18 protein-coding genes are annotated in these 18,235 nt (G+C 35.2%); 10 read left to right on the top strand and 8 right to left on the bottom strand.

Annotated features, from left to right (window positions below):
• Positions 1-58: 58 nt before the first annotated feature.
• Complete coding sequence (locus tag ACKU4N_RS00350) at positions 59-2,326, bottom strand: glycosyltransferase family 4 protein (RefSeq protein ID WP_321319588.1); 2,268 nt, start codon at positions 2,324-2,326, stop codon at positions 59-61.
• A 454-nt stretch (positions 2,327-2,780) separates the two neighbouring features.
• On the opposite strand from ACKU4N_RS00350, the gene ACKU4N_RS00345 reads away from it, so the two are divergent.
• On the top strand, positions 2,781-3,989 hold the full coding sequence (locus ACKU4N_RS00345; protein WP_321319586.1) for a winged helix-turn-helix domain-containing protein: 1,209 nt from the start codon (positions 2,781-2,783) through the stop codon (positions 3,987-3,989).
• Between the two features lie 39 nt (positions 3,990-4,028).
• Here the strand turns inward: ACKU4N_RS00345 and ACKU4N_RS00340 are convergent, their stop codons facing one another.
• Positions 4,029-4,289 carry a cysteine-rich small domain-containing protein gene (locus tag ACKU4N_RS00340; protein ID WP_407937227.1) on the bottom strand — a complete coding sequence of 87 codons (261 nt, stop codon included), beginning with the start codon at positions 4,287-4,289 and terminating at the stop codon, positions 4,029-4,031.
• Positions 4,290-4,544: 255 nt separating this feature from the next.
• Complete coding sequence (locus ACKU4N_RS00335; protein WP_321319584.1) at positions 4,545-5,207, bottom strand: NAD(P)H-dependent oxidoreductase; 663 nt, start codon at positions 5,205-5,207, stop codon at positions 4,545-4,547.
• Between the two features lie 258 nt (positions 5,208-5,465).
• Here ACKU4N_RS00335 and ACKU4N_RS00330 point away from each other — a divergent pair, with 258 nt between their 5' ends.
• The 8 genes from ACKU4N_RS00330 (at position 5,466) to ACKU4N_RS00295 (ending at position 12,778) form a co-directional block, all read left to right on the top strand.
• Complete coding sequence (locus tag ACKU4N_RS00330; RefSeq protein ID WP_321319582.1) at positions 5,466-5,807, top strand: winged helix-turn-helix transcriptional regulator; 342 nt, start codon at positions 5,466-5,468, stop codon at positions 5,805-5,807.
• A gap of 55 nt (positions 5,808-5,862) precedes the next feature.
• On the top strand, positions 5,863-6,726 hold the full coding sequence (locus tag ACKU4N_RS00325; protein WP_321319580.1) for a helix-turn-helix domain-containing protein: 864 nt from the start codon (positions 5,863-5,865) through the stop codon (positions 6,724-6,726).
• Positions 6,727-6,836: 110 nt separating this feature from the next.
• Complete coding sequence (locus tag ACKU4N_RS00320) at positions 6,837-7,682, top strand: nuclear transport factor 2 family protein (protein WP_321319578.1); 846 nt, start codon at positions 6,837-6,839, stop codon at positions 7,680-7,682.
• 548 nt (positions 7,683-8,230) lie between these two features.
• Complete coding sequence (locus tag ACKU4N_RS00315) at positions 8,231-8,671, top strand: GNAT family N-acetyltransferase (protein WP_321319576.1); 441 nt, start codon at positions 8,231-8,233, stop codon at positions 8,669-8,671.
• A gap of 62 nt (positions 8,672-8,733) precedes the next feature.
• On the top strand, positions 8,734-9,867 hold the full coding sequence (locus ACKU4N_RS00310) for an amidohydrolase (RefSeq protein ID WP_321319574.1): 1,134 nt from the start codon (positions 8,734-8,736) through the stop codon (positions 9,865-9,867).
• A complete protein-coding gene (gene alr, locus ACKU4N_RS00305) occupies positions 9,860-11,011 on the top strand; it encodes an alanine racemase (RefSeq protein WP_321319572.1) in 1,152 nt (383 codons plus the stop codon). The genes ACKU4N_RS00310 and alr overlap by 8 nt, the downstream gene beginning before the upstream one ends.
• 12 nt (positions 11,012-11,023) lie before the next feature.
• Positions 11,024-12,124, top strand: coding sequence for an alanine racemase (locus tag ACKU4N_RS00300; protein WP_321319570.1), 1,101 nt, complete (start codon positions 11,024-11,026; stop codon positions 12,122-12,124).
• Between the two features lie 141 nt (positions 12,125-12,265).
• Positions 12,266-12,778 carry a MarR family winged helix-turn-helix transcriptional regulator gene (locus ACKU4N_RS00295; protein ID WP_321319569.1) on the top strand — a complete coding sequence of 171 codons (513 nt, stop codon included), beginning with the start codon at positions 12,266-12,268 and terminating at the stop codon, positions 12,776-12,778.
• A 37-nt stretch (positions 12,779-12,815) separates the two neighbouring features.
• Here ACKU4N_RS00295 and ACKU4N_RS00290 read toward each other — a convergent pair whose 3' ends face one another.
• Complete coding sequence (locus tag ACKU4N_RS00290; RefSeq protein ID WP_321319567.1) at positions 12,816-14,039, bottom strand: class 1 isoprenoid biosynthesis enzyme; 1,224 nt, start codon at positions 14,037-14,039, stop codon at positions 12,816-12,818.
• A 242-nt stretch (positions 14,040-14,281) separates the two neighbouring features.
• On the opposite strand from ACKU4N_RS00290, the gene ACKU4N_RS00285 reads away from it, so the two are divergent.
• The gene (locus tag ACKU4N_RS00285; protein ID WP_321319565.1) at positions 14,282-15,226 is read left to right on the top strand and encodes an NAD(P)-dependent oxidoreductase; all 945 of its coding nucleotides are present in this window, start codon (positions 14,282-14,284) and stop codon (positions 15,224-15,226) included.
• Between the two features lie 77 nt (positions 15,227-15,303).
• On the opposite strand, the gene ACKU4N_RS00280 is transcribed toward ACKU4N_RS00285, so the two are convergent.
• The 4 genes from ACKU4N_RS00280 to ACKU4N_RS00265 all read right to left on the bottom strand — a co-directional run bounded on the left by ACKU4N_RS00280 (position 15,304) and on the right by ACKU4N_RS00265 (position 18,234).
• Complete coding sequence (locus tag ACKU4N_RS00280) at positions 15,304-15,999, bottom strand: TapB family protein (protein WP_321319563.1); 696 nt, start codon at positions 15,997-15,999, stop codon at positions 15,304-15,306.
• 215 nt (positions 16,000-16,214) lie between these two features.
• Entirely contained in the window at positions 16,215-16,682 is a 468-nt protein-coding gene (locus ACKU4N_RS00275; RefSeq protein ID WP_321319561.1) for a DUF1847 domain-containing protein, read from the bottom strand.
• Between the two features lie 73 nt (positions 16,683-16,755).
• Positions 16,756-17,259 carry a DUF302 domain-containing protein gene (locus ACKU4N_RS00270; RefSeq protein WP_124993393.1) on the bottom strand — a complete coding sequence of 168 codons (504 nt, stop codon included), beginning with the start codon at positions 17,257-17,259 and terminating at the stop codon, positions 16,756-16,758.
• A gap of 24 nt (positions 17,260-17,283) precedes the next feature.
• Positions 17,284-18,234 (bottom strand): SLAC1 anion channel family protein, encoded by a 951-nt coding sequence (locus ACKU4N_RS00265; protein WP_124993394.1) that lies wholly within the window; start codon positions 18,232-18,234, stop codon positions 17,284-17,286.
• Position 18,235: the final 1 nt, after the last annotated feature.

Raw genomic sequence — 18,235 nt, 5'->3', positions numbered from 1 at the left:
GAACCACAGGTTTGTTTAAAATAGGAGCACCTGCACACATAAGTTTATCAGCACCGCTTCAATTAATTATATTTTGCGATATTTTTTTTGCTAATCTTTTTTGTGCAAATATTTCTCTGTTGAAATTTTTATGTGCTTTTAGAACTGTGAGGTGTGAAATCACATATGCCAGTGTGCTTTCGGCACCTTGATTGCGGTTAACACCATAACTTTCCAATCCATCGCAGCAACCATTTGTTTCAGAATCATACAAGCTTATTCTCAAATCATTTTCACCCAAAAACCACATATACGACGTGAATAATTTATTCAGATATTCTATGTTTTTGGTCAATTTAAAAGCTTGCTCAAAGAGTAATATCATTGCCATAGCATCAAGCGGTTGCTGAGTAAAAGTGGCTCGTTTTCCACCTTTTTCGTACCAACCATCATTTCCAATTATCGATAAATATCCATTGATAAATGTTTTACTGATTAAAAAATCCATTGAACTGAAAGCCGTTTTGCGAATTAGGTCGTCGTTATGTATTTCAGCAGCATGCAGTAAAGCAAGTGGCAGCATGGCATTATCGTAGGTTAGGAATGGTTCAAACCATCTCCAGTCATCCGAACTGTTTGCTTCATAATTTTTCACTAGTTTTTTTGATAACCGGCTTAACAGCTCAGTCATTGAATCATCTGCAGGATTTCTTTGCAGATAGCAGCTGATTCCTACTATCGTATTGGCAATGCCTCTTACTGATTTTAGTTTTTCGAAAATAGGAACCGCTTTTATAAACATCGATCGGCCCGATTCATAATAGGAAGCATTGGGGGCATTGGCAAGCAGGTATCCAAGAGCCCAAATGGTTCTTCCAAAAGAATCTTCCGATCCTACTTCATCAAGAAATTTACGGTCGAAACTGAGGAAATTCTTAAATGTTCCATTTTCGTTTTGCATGTATTGGATATAGCTCAAATAGATCGGGCACAATTCAAGAGCCTTATAATTATTTTTTTCCTGATAGGCCATTAGAGCCATTAACAATGCTCTGGCGTTATCATCTAAGCAATAGCCATGTTTTAAATTAGGAATACCAAATTTAGCGTGTTGCATAATTCCGGTATTATCAGTTAATCTGTTTATGTGTTTGAGCGAAAAAGGAGGTACAGTCTGAATATCAAAATATTGTCTTTTTTTTTCTATTTCGTCTTGTAGTGCATTAAAAACATGCTTGTTATATTTAGCGCCTATTTCAGGCCATGTCATATTCCGTCCATACTCGTATGCATTTTTTCTTAGTGCATTTAAAGTTTCCGGATGATCCAGCAGCTCAATCAATATATCTGCGAGTTGGTTCGAATTGTGAAAATCAAATAACCTGCCTCTTCCGTTGGCTAATAATTCCGTAGCATGCCAATAAGGAGTCGAAATAACGGCAGAACCAGCACCGATTGCGTAGGATAGTGTGCCGCTTGTAATTTGAGCTTCGTTGTTGTAGGGCGTTATGTAAATATCCGAAGCACATAAAAATTTAAATAGATCATCTTGCGGAACATACTTGTTTGGTATCACGACGTGATCTTCAAGAGAGAGATTTTTAACAAGTTGCCTTAGATATAGCAAATATTCATCGCCCGAGCAGCGCATAACACTTGGATGAATTTTACCCAATACCAGATAGATAACATTTGGATGCTTTTTAACGAGCCTGGGCAATGCTTTTATGGCTACCTCAATGCCTTTATTTCTGCTTAAAAAACCAAATGTTAATATGATTTTTTTCTTTTCGAGATTAAGTTCTTTCTTTATTTTTTTCTGATCAAAATGAAAGTCCGGAACCCCATGTTCAATGAATGCAATTTTTTCTTTGGGCACGTCATATATATCAATCAAAAAATCAATTGCTTTAAGATTCATTACAACAACCAGATTAGCCATTTTGCATATTTCCTTTAAAATGGCTTTTTCGGTGTACGAAGGATTATTGCTGATAGTATGAAGGGTAACAACCAAATGTATTTTGAGATGGTGAAGCAAGGAAAGGATGTAAATACCACTTCGTCCGCCAAAAATCCCAAATTCATGCTGAAGTATACAAACATCCGCTCCGCTGTTGTTTATGTATTTTGCGGCGGCGATATACTCATTTCTATTTTCCTGCTGAATAGTTAGTTTTACTTCTTTCGGATACGAATATTCTTCATCCGAATTATTCATGGCAACAATAAATCCTTCATTCTCATTCCGATTAATATCATCCACCATGGAATAATACAGGTCTTTTGTAAAGCTACCTATTCCGCACTCCCGTGGGGGATATGTTCCGATATAGGCAAATTTCATAATTTGTAAGTGTTAAAATTGGTCTTTAATTTCTATTCGAATATTGTTTTGGTTTAATAGGATCACGATTCTATTAAAGATAGTGAAATATCGTGAATAATTAGGTGTTTGGAGAGGGTAAACTGGTTTGAGACAAGTGTAATTTATGTTATATTAAACATGTGGATTGGGAAATAAAATTTTTACAGTAAAGTGTAAAAATAAACATCCTGCTAGCTGAAAGAGCAAACTCTTTAAATAATGAAATTGTTAATCGTAAGAAAGTGAAATCTGATAAAAAATACTGGCATATGAATTTGCAATGAAATGGCAAAAAAACAACATCATACCATAAGGGAGAAAAATTAGTATCAATAATTTTCGCTTAGCATTCTGTTTGTTATATTGTTTGTTCAAAATGGTAAAATTGTTCAAACTGATTTTTGAACAGCAGCAGTAATCAAGGAAGATATACATGACCAAAATAACAGAAACACTTTCCATTCAAGAGGCCAGAAAACTGGTTTTACTATCGCAAAAGTTGCCTCCGGCAAAGCAAACAGGTACAGCACTTGAAGCAACACTCATGGCTATAGAGCACCTTGGTTATATTCAAATTGATACCATTTCTGTGATTCAGAGGGCTCATCATCATACATTATGGAATCGAAACCCTTGTTATGAAACTTCCCATTTAGAGCAATTGGTTGCTGATAAAAAAGTTTTTGAATATTGGTCGCATGCAGCCGCATATTTGCCTATGTGTGATTACCGTTTTAGTTTGGTACGCAAACAGGCGATTGCCAGGGGTGATCAGAATCATTGGTATGATCGGGATGAGAAGTTGATGAAATTGGTGTTGAAACGAATTGCCAATGAAGGCCCCTTAATGGCGAAGGATTTTGAGTATTTAGGCAAAAAGAAAATGGATTGGGCAAGCAAACCTGCCAAACGCGCTTTGGAATACCTGTTTATGCAGGGTGATCTGATGATTCCTAACCGGCAAAATTTCCACAAAGTTTATGATCTTACCGAAAGAGTACTGCCTGAGGATATTGACACCTCAGCGCCTTTGCAGGATGAGTACGCACGTTTTTTAATCACACGCTACCTGCAGGCCAACGGATTGGGACAGGCCTCTGAAATGGTCTATTTGCTGAAAAATACCAAAACTATTATTTCTAATACTTTGCAAGAAATGTATTTGAATGGTGAATTGATACAGCTTGCTGTTGATGGAAACAGTTATTACGCTTTAGCGGATTCTCTGGAGTTACTGAATAAACCACTGGCTCGTAATAAGCTTAAAATACTTTCGCCATTTGATAACCTGTTGATTCAACGCAAGCGCATGCAAACAATTTTTGATTTTAATTATCAGATTGAGTGTTATGTGCCCGAGCCCAAACGCCAATATGGTTATTTTTCTCTCCCCATTTTATGGAACGGCCACTTGGTTGCACGAATGGATTGTAAAGCAGACAGAAAAGAATCACTCTTGCACATTCAGCACCTTGCACTGGAGCCGGCCTTTTTAAAAACTGAGGCTTTCGCTCTTGCCCTAGGTAAAGAACTTGAATCTTTTATGCAGTTTAATAATTGTTGTGATCTCAAGTTACACAAAACCACACCAGGCATGTTCAAACCTAAATTTCAAACTTTTATTAGCAGTTTAATCAGGTAAACAAATATGGATAATAAATTGATACGGGAGAAATTGTTGTTATTCCCGTTCACTTCCTATTTTAGAAACAATACTCATCTTGCTCATCATATACTCATGTGAGTTTTTGGTATGTGGTATAGTACAATCAGAGCAATTTTTAAATCCGTTTGTATATTTAAAATTTCCTCCACACTTATCTTTTAGCATGTATAATGGGCAATAGCAAAACAAACAATTGAATTCCGCTTCGTTTTCTACTTTATGGCAAGGGAAATATTCACACTTTTTATTCTGGAAAAACTTGTAATTTTCTGACATATCTATAATTCTTTTTCTCGGAATTCTTGATCCATTAAATCAAGTTTATACAAAGCTAACTACTGGGACTATTTATTCCAATCGAATATCTTTTTTTTTACATGATATTAAAAATATGCAACCCGCATACCGATTGGCGCTGCTTATTTTAATGTGATGGAAGAATGGAGTTGTGTCGAAGCTGGTATTTTTAGATACAAAAACACCCCAAATGCTGTGCTTAACATTCGGGGTGCAGTCTGTTCTTTTTTATATCTATCTAACCCATTCAACAACTTCTTCCATAGGAAATCGGGATTGTGGGAATGGGGAGTCTTCTTTTCTGTAGCCAAACGCAAGCATTGCGGCCACTCCAAGGCGATTTGCATCTAAAATTCCTTCTTTACTAAGGATTTCTTCCACTTTTGCCCTGTCGAAACCTTCAATTGGACAAGAATCTATTCCAATTTGTGCAGCGGCAGTCATCATGTTGGCAAAAGGCAGGTAAACTTGTTTGCAGGCCCAATCAAATATTTTACGATCGTCAGTTAAGTCAAATTCGTTTTCCATAAAGTTTTTGAAGAAACCTACTTTCATTTCTTCAATCTCCTGAGGAAGTTGGTCAATTTGCTGTGACTTGTATTTTAGATAATCGGAGCCAGCACGCATTTCGTCGCCTTTTCTGGCTAAAAGAATAACAAAGTGACTTGCGGACGGTAATTGTTTTTGTGCTCCCCAGCTTGGCACCATTAACTTCTCCCGCAATTCCATATTCTGAACAACAATAAACTTCCAGGGTTCCCAGCCAAACGAGCTTGGAGACTTTCTTCCTACTTCCAGAATGAATTCAAAATCTTCATCAGAAATTTTCTGTTCTGTTTCAAATTCTTTTATTGCACGTCTAAATGAATGCGCTTTTAGTATTTCTTCTTTTTTCATATGTTTTTTATTTGGCATATGGAACTTACCATGCTTGAATAATCATCTTTTTTTGTATCAAAATCACATTGGCATGGGCGTTTCATAATCTTATTTTTAATGAAAAATAACTGCTTTCAGCGTGATTAAATTTACAAGCTTGGTGCAAATGTATAATATACATACTTTTGTGTCAAGTACATACTTAAATGGTATCTAGTTACTTTTTTAATACTATTGCAGATAATAAGTAAGTTACAGATATATAAAAAATAAATTATGACTAAAAGAAATTCTGATGCACCTGTTTGTTCGCTGGATTATGCATTCAGAAGAATAGGTGGAAAGTACAAAGCACGTGTTTTATGGTACATTTATACAAAAGACAATGTGCTGCGGTATGGAGAGTTAAAAAAAATGGTTCAAAACATTACTTCAAAAATGTTAACCCAAACTTTGCGTGAGCTGGAAGAGGATCAATTAATTAGTCGGAAAGTGTATCCTGAAGTACCGCCAAAAGTAGAGTACTCATTGACCGATACAGGAATGGAGTTGATTCCATTTATAGAGCATTTAGGAATTTGGGGCAGAAAGCAAATGCAAAAGGAGAAGTTTGAATGAGACGAAATCCCTTATGGTAGTTTCCAATTAAGAATTCTTTATGAAAGGGAGTATAATGAATAATACGATAAAAAAATATCAGTTTAAAGAAGGACTTAAACTGGAATTTGAAATTTTGGATTTATCTGAGATCCTAAAATCAAAAAAAGATATGATGACTATTCCCCACAGGGCACAGTTTAATCATATCCTTTGGATTGAAAAAGGTAAAGGAACTCATTTTGTCGATTTTAACCCAATAAGTATAGAGGACAATACAATTATTTTCATACCCCATAATTGTGTGAACAGGTTCGATAAAAATGGCATTTACAAGGGGAAAACAATTTTATTTACCAACAATTTTTTCTCTAAAAATAATCAAGACCTTCAGTTTTTGCATTCAAGTATACTGTATAGTGATTTGTATAATATTGCTAAAATTAAAGTCAATCAGCAACGTTCCGATTTAAAGGTATTTCTAAATGCTATGGAAACAGAATTTCAAAGAAGTGCAGATAGTGCTCAATATCAAATACTGCGAAATATGCTGCATATCTTTTTATTGCAGGCAGAACGGGAAATGCGGAAACAAGGTTTCGAAGAGTTAAAGCCAAGTGCAAATTTGGATTATCTGGTTTTATTTAAAGATCTGCTCGAACAAAATTTCCGGAAAGAAAAATCGGTTAATAAATATGCATCGGAATTGAGTATTTCAGAAAAACAATTGCACAAAGCAACCACAACTTTGTTTGATAAAACACCAAAACAAATCATTGATGAACGGATTTTGCTCGAAGCAAAGCGGTTGTTGGTTCATAGCAATCAATCCATTAAAGAAATTGCGTACGAGCTTGGTTATGATGAACCGACTAATTTCATTAAATATTTCCGGAAACATGTTCATTCAACTCCATCTGAATTCAGAGAGCAATCGTAAATAAGTGTGCTTAATTCCCAAGAGCAAATGTATCATACAAGGGAGTAAAACTACCTTTATATGCCTTTCATTATGCATCATCTTTGTATTGTAAACCAATAATAAAAACAATGCGAAAATTATTCATTATTACAGTATTAACAATTGCTTCATTCGTTTCGTGTGAAGCAGATAATAACTTGAAAATGGAAGTGTCGAATAAACAAAAGGTTATTGAGCTTTTGAAAAGTATTGAAACAGGTGATCAGGAACTGGTAGGCTACATCAATCCAAATAAGTACATCCAACACAATCAGGCTGTAGGTGACGGTTTAGCTGGATTTGGAGCCTTGCTGCAACAATTGCCGGAAGGAAGTGTAAGAGTAAACACAATGCGTGTTTTTAGCGATGGTGATTATGTAATTGCACATACCGACTACAACTTTTTTGGTCCAAAAATCGGAATTGATGTTTTTCGTTTCGAAGATGGATTAATTGTAGAACACTGGGATAATTTACAAGAAAAAGTTACTGAAACAGCTTCAGGAAGAAGTCAAGTTGATGGCCCTGCAGAAATTAAGGATCTGGATAAAACGGAGGATAACAAAGCTTTGATTCAGAACTTACTAAATGATATTTTCTTGGGAGCTAATCCTGATAAAATTACAGAGTATATTTCTATAGAACAATACAATCAGCACAACCCAGGTGTAAAAGATGGGTTGGCAGGTTTGGGAGAAGCCTTGGCTGCATTAGCAGAAGCAGGTATGCCTATGGTTTACGAAAAAAAACATATGATTTTGGGGGAAGGAAACTATGTATTATCCATTTCCGAAGGAATCTTCATGAAAGAAAAGGTAGCTTTCTACGATATTTTCAGACTGGAGAATGGCAAAGTTGTAGAACATTGGGATACCATTGAAAATTTAATTCCTGAATCAGAAGCCAAAAATAGCAACGGGAAATTCAATTTCTAAAAGGAAAGCCCAATTAGTAGGGGTAATAATTCAATCGTTGAGAATGCATACTATTTTGCATTCTTAGCGATTTTTTTTTGGAAAAGGAACGGGATATAAGAAGCCATTTCGTTTTTATATTTTGCCTTATTCTCATTTTTTTTGCCCGGCACTTTCAATTTGCTTAGCAATTATTTTTTTTTAAGATTAATCCTTAAATGAAAACTCATTGAATGATATGTTTGTGAAAATTGTGTAAAATATTCAAATAGGTTCTACACAACAAGCATGTGCGATATTCAAGTGATTTATGAAATTAAAGAAATATAACATTCTAAGGTTGGTTGTTATAATGCAGTTAATGAATGTGTTGTGTATTTTTGTGTGGGGATAATGCATACTTTTATTGGGTTTTCGTTTTTATTAGACTATTTTTGTTGTGTAGAAACAATTGAGAACTGTTGCTTATTAAAATTTTAAACTTTATGGTTTTAAGACAGCACACTTAAATTGTTTACTTGGGATTCTATTCCAACAATAAATATGCATTTAATACAAATACTGTTTTTATGGTAAATTACAAAACGTACACTTCAATTTCAAAACCTGATAGTGTAGAAATAGAAGCTATCGTGAGTTTTTTGTACAAGCATTTAGATGAATACGGAGATGCTAAGGAAGATATTGAAAAGGCAATTATTTATGCAGTTAAGGATGAACCGGCAGGTGGCGGTTTTGTTTTAGTTGCCAAGGAAAATGATGAAATAGTTGGTTCTGTAGTGGTTAACCGAACCGGAATGGAAGGTTATATTCCTGAGAATATTTTGGTGTATATAGCTGTGCATGAATCTCAAAGGGGAAAAGGTCTTGGGAAAGGCTTAATGAATGAGGTAATTAAAATTAGTAAAGGTGATGTTGCTTTGCATGTTGAGCCAGAAAACCCGGCCAGATTTTTATACGAAAAAGTAGGATTTAGCAGCAAGTACGTTGAAATGCGACTAAAAAAGTAGAGACATGCATAATTCATGCAGTTAGTATTTTTAATTGAGGAGCACTCAGTAATATCTGTTACATGAACAAGAAAATTATTGCATTTCGAAGAGAATTACATCAATATCCCGAAGTTTCAAATTGTGAATATCAGACCACTAACCGGATTGTAAACTTTATTAATGAGTACAGGCCCGATGAGGTGATCAGGCTGGGAGATAAAGGTGTGTTGTTTGTTTTCAAAGGAGTTGAACAAGGAGAAACCATAATGTTTAGGTGTGAGCTGGATGCACTTCCTATCAAAGAAGTTTCAGGGCTCGAATATGCTTCAGTAAACAAGGGAATCTCTCATGCCTGCGGACACGACGGGCACATGGCTATAGTAGCAGGTTTGGCTCAGAAAATAGCAACTGATCGACCGGATAAAGGGAAAGTAATTCTACTTTTTCAGCCAGCCGAAGAGGTGGAGCAGGGGGCACTTGATGTAATGGAAAATATAGATTTTAAAAATAATGAGCCTGATTATCTGTTTGCGCTCCACAATATCCCTGGGCTTAAGAAAAATAGAATAGTTCTTAAAAAGGGAAGTTTTGCTTCGGGATCAAAAGGTATGATTGTTAAACTTACTGGTAAAACATCTCATGCGGCAGAACCTCAGGATGGAATTAGTCCTGCAGATGCTGTTTCTCAAATAATCAAGAGAATGCATGACTTAAGGGAAAACAAAACTCTGTTTAGCGATTTTATTTTACTAACTATTATCCACATTCAATTGGGTGAAATATCTTTTGGTACTTCTCCGGGGTATGCCGAAATGAGAATTACACTGCGAGCTTTTGAAAATGAAGACTTAAGATTGCTTACTTCCTTGTGTGAGAAGATAGTAAAGGAAATAGCAGAACTGGAAGGATTGGCTTGTGAAATAAGCTATACCGAGGTATTTCCGGCAACAATGAACCATGATGGCTGTGTTGGTATTGTAGAGCGAGCGGCAAAACAGAATGGTTTGGATGTTGAGTATATTAAAACTCCTTATAAGTGGTCGGAAGATTTTGGCTGCTATACGGAGAAGTTCAATGCCTGTTATTTTGGATTGGGTTCAGGAAATGAACAGCCTCAACTTCATAATCCCGATTTCGATTTTCCTGATGATATTATAGAAACAGGAATAAATCTATTTTATACTATTTACAAAAGTACTTTTAGTTATGATTGATAATTCGGTAATATCATTAAGTGAAAAATCAATCCAAAATAACATTTCTTTTTTACGGTCTAAACTTGGTGAAAAAGTAAAAATTTCAGCGGTAGTGAAAGCCAATGCCTATGGACATGGGATCGAACAAATTGTTCCCGTATTCGAGAAATATGGTATTGATCATTATTCGGTGTTCTATTACAGTGAAGCTCTCCGCGTTTACAACTGTCTTTCCAAATCATCTTCAATAATGGTAATGGGCTGGTTGGCCGAAAAGGATATTCGTGATGCAATCGAAAAAAAAATAGAATTTTTTGTTTTTAATATCGGGCGTTTAAAATTGGCCGTGAAATATGCCAAAGAACTTGGTTTAAAAGCAAAAATTCATCTCGAAATTGAAACAGGAATGAATCGTTCAGGTTTAAATGGAACTGAACTGAATGCTGTAATTGCTGTCATTAAAGAAAATATTGCCCATATAGAGCTAACCGGATTCTGTACGCATCTGGCTGGAGCAGAAAGTGTTTCAAATCATTTTAGGATACAGAATCAGTTGCAAAAGTATCAGGAAATGGCAAGCGAATTGGAAGCAAATAATTTGAACCCAAAGTATAAACATGTTGCTAATTCTGCCGCAAGCTTTGTTTATCCCGATACAAGAATGGATTTAGTAAGAGTTGGGATCATGCTTTATGGTTTTTGGTCGAGTACCGAAGTATTTGTTCAGTACATTAATCATCAGGAGGATAGGATTGATCCGTTAAAAAGAATACTTGGATGGAAAAGTCAGATAATGGCTGTTAAAGAAATTCAAAGCGGCGAATTTGTAGGTTATGGAATTTCATATCTCGCTCAATCCAATATTAAAACGGCATTGGTTCCTGTCGGATATTCTTTTGGTTATAGTCGTTCATTGAGTAATAAAGGTCGTGTTCTTATTCGTGGTCATCAATGCAGTGTGATTGGTGTTGTAAACATGAATATGATGATAATTGATGTGACTCATTTGAAAAATGTGGAAGTTGGAGATAAAGTTATATTGATTGGCAAACAGGGTAAATTAGAAATAAAAGTGAGTGCTTTTAGTGAAATCAGTGATGAACTAAATTATGAGATCTTAGCGCATTTATCAGAAGGTATAACTCGCAGAATAATTAAATAAAACATAGAAATAATGGCTTTTGTAACTTTAGATATTAAGAAATTAAAATCAAACTTTGATTATCTCAATTCTCTTTTTAAAAAAAATGGAATTGAATGGTCAATTGTTTCAAAAATGATGTGCGGAAATAAGGAATTTTTAACCGAACTATTGAAATTTGATTTTACTCAGATATGCGATTCAAGGGTTTCCAATTTAAAAATGATCAAATCGATTAAACCTGAAATAGAAACCATTTATATTAAACCTCCTGCAAAACGTTCTATTTCGAGTGTGGTTAAGTATGCTGATATTAGTGTAAATACAGAGTTTGAGACCATTAAGCTTTTGTCGGTAGAAGCTAAAAAGCAGAAAAAAACTCACAAAATCATAATAATGATTGAGTTGGGAGAACTTCGGGAAGGAGTTTTGGGCGAAGATTTCATTGCTTTTTATGAAAGCGTTTTTAGGCTGGATAATATTCAGGTGATTGGAATCGGAGCGAATCTGTCATGTTTGTACGGCGTTTTGCCAAATCATGATAAATTAATTCAGCTGAGCCTTTACGAACAGTTGATTGAAGCAAAATTCAATAAGCAGATTCCTTATGTTTCGGGAGGTTCCTCGGTGACCATACCACTCATTTTTCAAAATTTACTGCCGAAAGGAATCAATCATTTTAGGGTGGGAGAAACCTTATTCTTGGGAACAGATGTTTACAACAATACAAAATTCGAAAAAATGCATTCTGATGTATTTCGTTTGTATTCGGAAATAATAGAATTGATTGAAAAGCCGACGGTTCCCATGGGTGAATTTGGGACAAACTTAGAAGGAGACAGTTATGAAATCGATAAAACGAATATTGGTGAAACTTCGTACCGGGCAATAGTTGACTTAGGATTGCTTGATGTTGAGGTAAGTCATCTGGAATTGATTGATAAAAGCTTGACAGTATCGGGCGCAAGTTCCGATATGATTGTAATTGATCTGGCCGATAACAAAAATAATTACAAAGTAGGAGATTTGATTGAGTTTGACATGGATTATATGGGAATACTTAGAATTCTAAATTCAAGATATATCGAGAAAAGGGTGAAGACCGTTGCGAACAAAAAAGCTTGTGTACTGTAAGGTTTGCCTAAGGACTAAGCCGTTATTTGACGAGATTGCAGTAATATTATATGGAGATACCCTGCTTCAATAGGTTTGCATTAAATGCAAATTAGTTATTTTTGCCTTGAAAATGAGTTCTGTCGATTAGATTTACAATGAATGGATTATAAGAATATAATTGTTAAAATTAGGAGGATTGTTCGATCTATTAATTTAGAATCAAAGAAAATCCAAAAGGATCACGGAGTAAGTATTCCACAAATACTATGTTTGGAATGTCTTAAAAATTCTCCTAACTATCAGGCGACTCAAAAGTCAATTAGGGATCAGCTGAATCTTAATTCAAGTACTGTTACAGGTATAATAAGTCGCTTGGAAAGGAAAGGAATGTTGGCACGACTGCCTAAAATTGGAGACCGTAGAACGACTTTGATTGCACTAACCTCTACGGGGGATAATCTTTTAAAATCGACTCCTGATTTGCTTCAGCAAAGGTTGGCTTTTAAACTTAAAAAAGTATCGGATGAGGAACTGGAGCTGATTGGTAAGTCGCTGGATATATTGGTTAATATGCTCGAAATAGAAGATTTGGAAGCTTCTCCCTTGCTTACGGCAGAGGATGTTATTCAGGAAGAAGTTAAATCGGAGAATTTAGACGAAGAGACATTATAAAATAAAATGGGCTTTTCGAAATGGAATGTTTTTTTTGCTAAGCTTTGCACCCGCTTAATCGATATTCATCAATTTTTAGCAGCATTAAATCCCGAAAAGGTTCCAGATCTGTTTTTAGTTTGCGAAGAAATGAAAATCGGAAAGGAGCATGCTTTTCTATTTTTAGAATAAAATCGTCGCTGAAATCTTCTTGGTTTTCGAAAATAGAGACTAAAAACAACAAAGCAAAACTTTTTTGAATCAAGCCTTGAAAAGACACTTCATCAGGATATAAATTGGTTACTCTTTGCTGAAATGTTTTGCCTAGAAAATAAGTTTTACAAAGTAACTTGTCCAAATTTCCGTAAGGCAATTTTCTTGAAAAGCAGGTCATAACTCCATCCAGATAATCTTGCCGGGCATCCTGCAGGTCATCTAGAATCTGAAGATAAGCTCCGTATTCATATAGAAAATGCAATTGCTTTTTATCTAACTTTCCCAGTACTAAGTACCCATCAGCAATTACCGAGCGGGCACCTTTGTTGATACAAATTCTGAAGGTTTCTTCTTCAGAAAGCAGAGGTTTGTTACTCACCAATGCGAGGCTTTGAGTTTGGGCATCGTGAATGGCAAGCAGACTATGATGCACTTCAGGGTAATTTTCCCGATCGAACTCAGATTCTATCATTTCTACTAAATCGTAAATTTGCTGTTCCGAACTGGATTCTGATTTTACGGATTCTCCTTTCAACCGCAAAGCAAATCGTCGGCAAAAGTTGATTTTTTCTTCCTTATTAATGCTTGCATCATCAATTAGATTGTCGGTGTATGGATACAAAAGACTATAGGCTAAAAGCGAAGGCGTAATTTTGATTTCTTTTCCGAAGAATGATTGCAGGCCAAGCATGATCCAAACATTTCGTAATGCTTGAAAAATTTCAGCATTACCCAAATCCGGATCGAAAAGCCATGCTTTTTGAATGAAATCTTTCGTAGAATGGAGCATTTCATCAGAAAAAATGAGTTCGAGTTGGTCGGGGGAGTAGGCTAAAGCATCTTTGAAAAATAATTTTGATTTTTGTAGTATTTCTATTTTGTTGGGGTGTTTGTAATTAGCTTCATTTTGTACAAACTTTATGAAGCGATCGAATTTTGATTCCCATATTCGTTTTTCTAAATAGGAAAATCGTTTTCCTGTTGCAGGAAAATGCTCCGGACAATTCTCCCAGGTGGCAATGAATTGATCTTGTATTTTATAAAGTATTGATAGATTGGCTGTCATGGGTTAAAATAATTGCTTGATATTGTTGTAAGTTGAAAAAAATACCTGAGATTGTAAATTAAAATCGTTTAATCGAACTTTTTACTGGTCGTAAGAGACTTTTGCATTGATGTTGTAGAATAGATGCTATTGCATTGTTAGTGATCCATGATTTTTTTACTTTGCTTAACTCAAATCATATTTGATTTGAAAAGGCTTTATCGGCTTGAGAATAACATTACTTTGATACTAAAAATAAATATATGAAATTTTCTATACTGGAACCAATTGCGATTACTGCTTGTAAATACGGACAGTTAAAGCAAGAATTTGAAGCCTTAGGGCATGAGTTGATCTTTTTTACGGATCGGAATGAGGATGAAAAGGAGTTGATTAAGCGTGCCGAAGGAGCTGATGCAATAATTGTTAGTAATATTCCTATCACAAAAGCATTTTTAGATGCCTGCCCTAATCTTTCAATGATTTCGGTTGCCTTTACCGGTGTCGATCATATCGATATGGAAACCTGTAGGGAGAGAAATATTCTGGTGAGTAACGCCGCCGGCTTTTCGACAGAATCGGTGGCCGAATTAACTATTGGCATGATTTTATCGGTATACAGAAAGATTGTTTCCGGTGATTCGATTACCCGTTTTGGAGGAGACCGGGCTGGTTTTTTAGGAACAGAACTAAATGACAAGACTATTGGTATTGTTGGAGCTGGTGCAATTGGCCTTAGGGTAGCCGAGATTGCAAAAGTTTTTAACTGCAGGGTAATTGCATACAATCGAAGTAAAAAGACCGTAGAAGGCGTTGAATTTGTTGATATGCCTACCTTATTAAAAGAATCGGATGTTGTTTCTCTTCATGTTCCGCTAACAAACGAAACCAAAGGGCTTATTGGCAAAGGAGAATTCAAGCAAATGAAATCTTCAGCCATTTTAATTAATACAGCACGCGGACCGGTTGTTAACAGTGAGGCTCTTTGTGAGGCATTGGAAAATGGAGAAATTTCAGGAGCGGCTGTGGATGTTTACGAAAAAGAACCACCTTTGGATAAAGAACACATTTTGTTTACAGCCCCGAATTTGATCATGCTGCCTCATTTGGCTTTCGCTACCAACGAATCGTTCAGCAAGCGGGTTGATATTGTGATGGAAAATATTCGTTTGTGGTTATCTGGAAATCCAAGAAATATTATGAATTAGATAAGCTAAAAGCATAAAGGTGAAAGGAGAAAGTGCCAAATTGTTTTGTCGCTTTCTCCTTTTACTTTTCTACCTATTTATCGAACGATTTTTACCAATTCGGTAGTGCTACTGGGTTTTCCTTTTTTGTCGAAGGATTTACTGCGAATGGTTCCAATGTCTTTCACAATCCAGGCAATATTGTGCAATTCTACATTTACAAAACCAATTTTACTTTTCACATCTTCCGATATTTTGTAGCATGTAAAGGTGCCGGCAGGAGTTGTCACATCTTCAAGTGCCTCAACTTTTCGGTTCACAATATTGGTTGTCATGTTCATATTTATCATTCCTGCTCCAACTTCAAGCGAAATCGAGCCATCGTTTAATGCCAAACCAGGATAAAGTTTTGGAGGATAAATGAGATCTTCAGTTGTAATTTTCACTTCCATATCTTTAAACCCTTCCATTTGCTTTTGGTTCAGGTATTTTTCCATGTCGATATAAAAAATATTGTCTTTACAGCGAAATATAATTGTGTCTTGAGTGATCACTTTTTCGGGCGACTTAGGATCCATAAAAGTTTGTAATAATTCAAATATTGTTTCCCCTCCTTTTTCCTTTACAGAGATCATTTTTTGCGTGTAAATGCCATCTACTTTGCCTTTTGCATTGGTGATCTGGTAATGAAGTTCGGTGCCTACTTGGTTGGGAATGTACAAGGTGCATTCTTGCGAGAAAGCAAGCATACTTGTAAGACCGATAAGGAATATCAAGCTAATTAATTTTTTCATGGAATAATTGTCTCGACTATTCATGTGGTTTGAATAGTCATGGTTTTAAAGTGCTTAGGCAAGAATTGTCTGTCAGACAATTAAAAAAGAGAGTAAGGTTTCGAATACATATTATACGCTTGTAGAAATAATGGATAAAGTAGATTCAATTTAGTAATTCTACTAGGAACGAAAAAATATAATTTATTGTTGAAGTGTTGGGGGATGGAATCGGATTAGAAATCAGATGAATTTAATTTTTTGATGCTGTGATGATTCAACTTTCTATCCTTAACAAGTAGGGGAGTAACCAGAGCTTTCGATTTGGCATTAAAAATCATATCATGCCCAAGGCATAAGCCCATCATAATATTTAGTTCAGTGTTTTTTTCTTCTAAATAATGCGCTTGTCCTGCCGGATTGCAAGTTATTCCTTTGTAATTAGGCACTAAATCTGAGAAAGGTATTTTTCCTAGTTTGCAATTCACTTGTTCAACGGTAAAGCCTTCTATCTCAAGAAGAGTTCTTAGTTGCTTGGCTTCTTTGTTAAATGTGGTACAATGTGCAATTCCAATTGTTTTAATATTGGATATTTTGGCATATTCTATAATTTCCTGAATCCGATCGTTATTCCGATTTAAGGCATCTGCCGCACTTTTCATGATCGAAATATCTTTGCGGGAATATAAATCTTTATCATCCATTTTTAGCTGTTATTTAAGGAATTGCACATTGCTTTTAAGAAGTCTTGGTTTATTTATGCTGGGAGCTTTACCATTAAAATAAGCTATATTTTAAATGGATAAAACGCATCATGTCTTCCACTTCTAATGATACTTCTTCAATGATATTTTCAATTTCTCCTCCAAATATTTTTCCCATTATTGCACCATTCATGGTCGATATAAATACTTGGCCGTCGGCTTTTTCGTAAACAGCAAATGATTTTGGCATCATATTTCCAATTTTTTTCCGATTGTCTTCCTTTAGCATTCTCTCCGAAAATTTTGCATGGCAATATTTTATAATAGCATACTTGCCAATTCCTTTTCCGCCATTGTCGATTATTTCTTTGTTCTGATCAATAGTATTGGTTACATGCCAGCCTTCCTTTGCGTTTATTCTGTTTGTTATTACTTCTACAGATTTTTCAAAGTTGTATGGACTTTTAAATTCTTTGATCATCATTTCTCCAGAAGAGATACTTAGAGTGATTCCTGTAAATAGGATTCCAAGCGTGAAGCCTAGTAGAATGGATGCGATTATCGTTATATTTTTCATTCGTGTAATTATTAAAATAAAATATTATTCTTCGTTGATGCATATTTCACCTTGTCTGATTTTTTCACCTGTTTTATAGGCAACAAAACTAATTGTGAGAATCGCTATTGTGATAAAAAAGAAGGACAAGTACTTAAAAACAGCTTGATGTGAAATTTGAAAAGCAACCACCGAAGCTATGGTAATGGCCATTAGTGGAAAAGTGAAAGCCCACCACGATATAAAAAATTCAAGTTTCTTAAAGCTTTTGTGTAACACGAGGAGTAATACGGCAAAGAAATAAGAAATCAGCAACAAAAAAATTGCAAATGCGTCCCAACTTTGTGCTATTCGGATGTATGCAATAAAACCAATTGCTGGTGGTGCAATAAGAATAAACAAGGTAGGAACAAATTTTTGTGGAAGCTGATGGTGAAAAATGGCACGGTTTAAGAAGATCGTAAATAAGATGATCCAAAAGAAAAATCCAACTCCAAAGTAGAAGAAGGAGAATAGTTTTGGCAGGTACTCAACACCAGCAATTGGAATCAGCATATTACCAACTATTGGGATAAACCAAGCTGGATTCATAAATTGTATTTCAAAATTATTTTGTATCCAATAGGCTACAGTGTGAAGCATTAATATCGTATGCACAATGGTTCCAATCCACCAAAAACTCATGGATAAAAAGGGCCAAAAACTCATAAATGCAATGGATAACAAAAGAATAGAAATAGAGAAGGCTGAAAAAAAATTAATCCGAATACGATGATTAAAATCTATTCGTACTTCTTCGAAATGCCTAACCGCTTTTAATGCATACAGTATGGATATTCCTAAAAAAATAAACAGCGTACAAAACAGTAGAATTTCATAGAATATTTTGGGCAACCATTGCATGTGGTGAAATTTGCCAAATACAATACTTAGTCCAGCAAGTCCCATAACAATAGCATAGGCTGTTATTGGGAAATATTTTAATTTCTCTTTCATG

It is taken from the genome of Labilibaculum sp. (assembly GCF_963664555.1).
In the GTDB taxonomy this organism is placed as follows: Bacteria; Bacteroidota; Bacteroidia; order Bacteroidales; family Marinifilaceae; genus Labilibaculum.
Note: the sequence above shows the minus strand (reverse complement) of the source record. Positions and strands in the feature narration are given on the sequence as shown.

What these genes read in the sequence shown, in the direction of transcription:
- ACKU4N_RS00330 (WP_321319582.1), top strand. Translation starts at nt 5,466, where the DNA reads ATGACTAAAAGAAATTCTGATGCACCTGTTTGTTCGCTGGATTATGCA.
- ACKU4N_RS00265 (WP_124993394.1), bottom strand. Translation starts at nt 18,234, where the DNA reads ATGAAAGAGAAATTAAAATATTTCCCAATAACAGCCTATGCTATTGTT.
- ACKU4N_RS00310 (WP_321319574.1), top strand. Translation starts at nt 8,734, where the DNA reads ATGAACAAGAAAATTATTGCATTTCGAAGAGAATTACATCAATATCCC.
- ACKU4N_RS00275 (WP_321319561.1), bottom strand. Translation starts at nt 16,682, where the DNA reads ATGGATGATAAAGATTTATATTCCCGCAAAGATATTTCGATCATGAAA.
- ACKU4N_RS00340 (WP_407937227.1), bottom strand. Translation starts at nt 4,289, where the DNA reads ATGTCAGAAAATTACAAGTTTTTCCAGAATAAAAAGTGTGAATATTTC.
- ACKU4N_RS00350 (WP_321319588.1), bottom strand. Translation starts at nt 2,326, where the DNA reads ATGAAATTTGCCTATATCGGAACATATCCCCCACGGGAGTGCGGAATA.
- ACKU4N_RS00295 (WP_321319569.1), top strand. Translation starts at nt 12,266, where the DNA reads ATGGATTATAAGAATATAATTGTTAAAATTAGGAGGATTGTTCGATCT.
- ACKU4N_RS00280 (WP_321319563.1), bottom strand. Translation starts at nt 15,999, where the DNA reads ATGAAAAAATTAATTAGCTTGATATTCCTTATCGGTCTTACAAGTATG.
- alr (WP_321319572.1), top strand. Translation starts at nt 9,860, where the DNA reads ATGATTGATAATTCGGTAATATCATTAAGTGAAAAATCAATCCAAAAT.
- ACKU4N_RS00290 (WP_321319567.1), bottom strand. Translation starts at nt 14,039, where the DNA reads ATGACAGCCAATCTATCAATACTTTATAAAATACAAGATCAATTCATT.
- ACKU4N_RS00285 (WP_321319565.1), top strand. Translation starts at nt 14,282, where the DNA reads ATGAAATTTTCTATACTGGAACCAATTGCGATTACTGCTTGTAAATAC.
- ACKU4N_RS00320 (WP_321319578.1), top strand. Translation starts at nt 6,837, where the DNA reads ATGCGAAAATTATTCATTATTACAGTATTAACAATTGCTTCATTCGTT.
- ACKU4N_RS00325 (WP_321319580.1), top strand. Translation starts at nt 5,863, where the DNA reads ATGAATAATACGATAAAAAAATATCAGTTTAAAGAAGGACTTAAACTG.
- ACKU4N_RS00300 (WP_321319570.1), top strand. Translation starts at nt 11,024, where the DNA reads ATGGCTTTTGTAACTTTAGATATTAAGAAATTAAAATCAAACTTTGAT.
- ACKU4N_RS00345 (WP_321319586.1), top strand. Translation starts at nt 2,781, where the DNA reads ATGACCAAAATAACAGAAACACTTTCCATTCAAGAGGCCAGAAAACTG.
- ACKU4N_RS00335 (WP_321319584.1), bottom strand. Translation starts at nt 5,207, where the DNA reads ATGAAAAAAGAAGAAATACTAAAAGCGCATTCATTTAGACGTGCAATA.
- ACKU4N_RS00270 (WP_124993393.1), bottom strand. Translation starts at nt 17,259, where the DNA reads ATGAAAAATATAACGATAATCGCATCCATTCTACTAGGCTTCACGCTT.
- ACKU4N_RS00315 (WP_321319576.1), top strand. Translation starts at nt 8,231, where the DNA reads ATGGTAAATTACAAAACGTACACTTCAATTTCAAAACCTGATAGTGTA.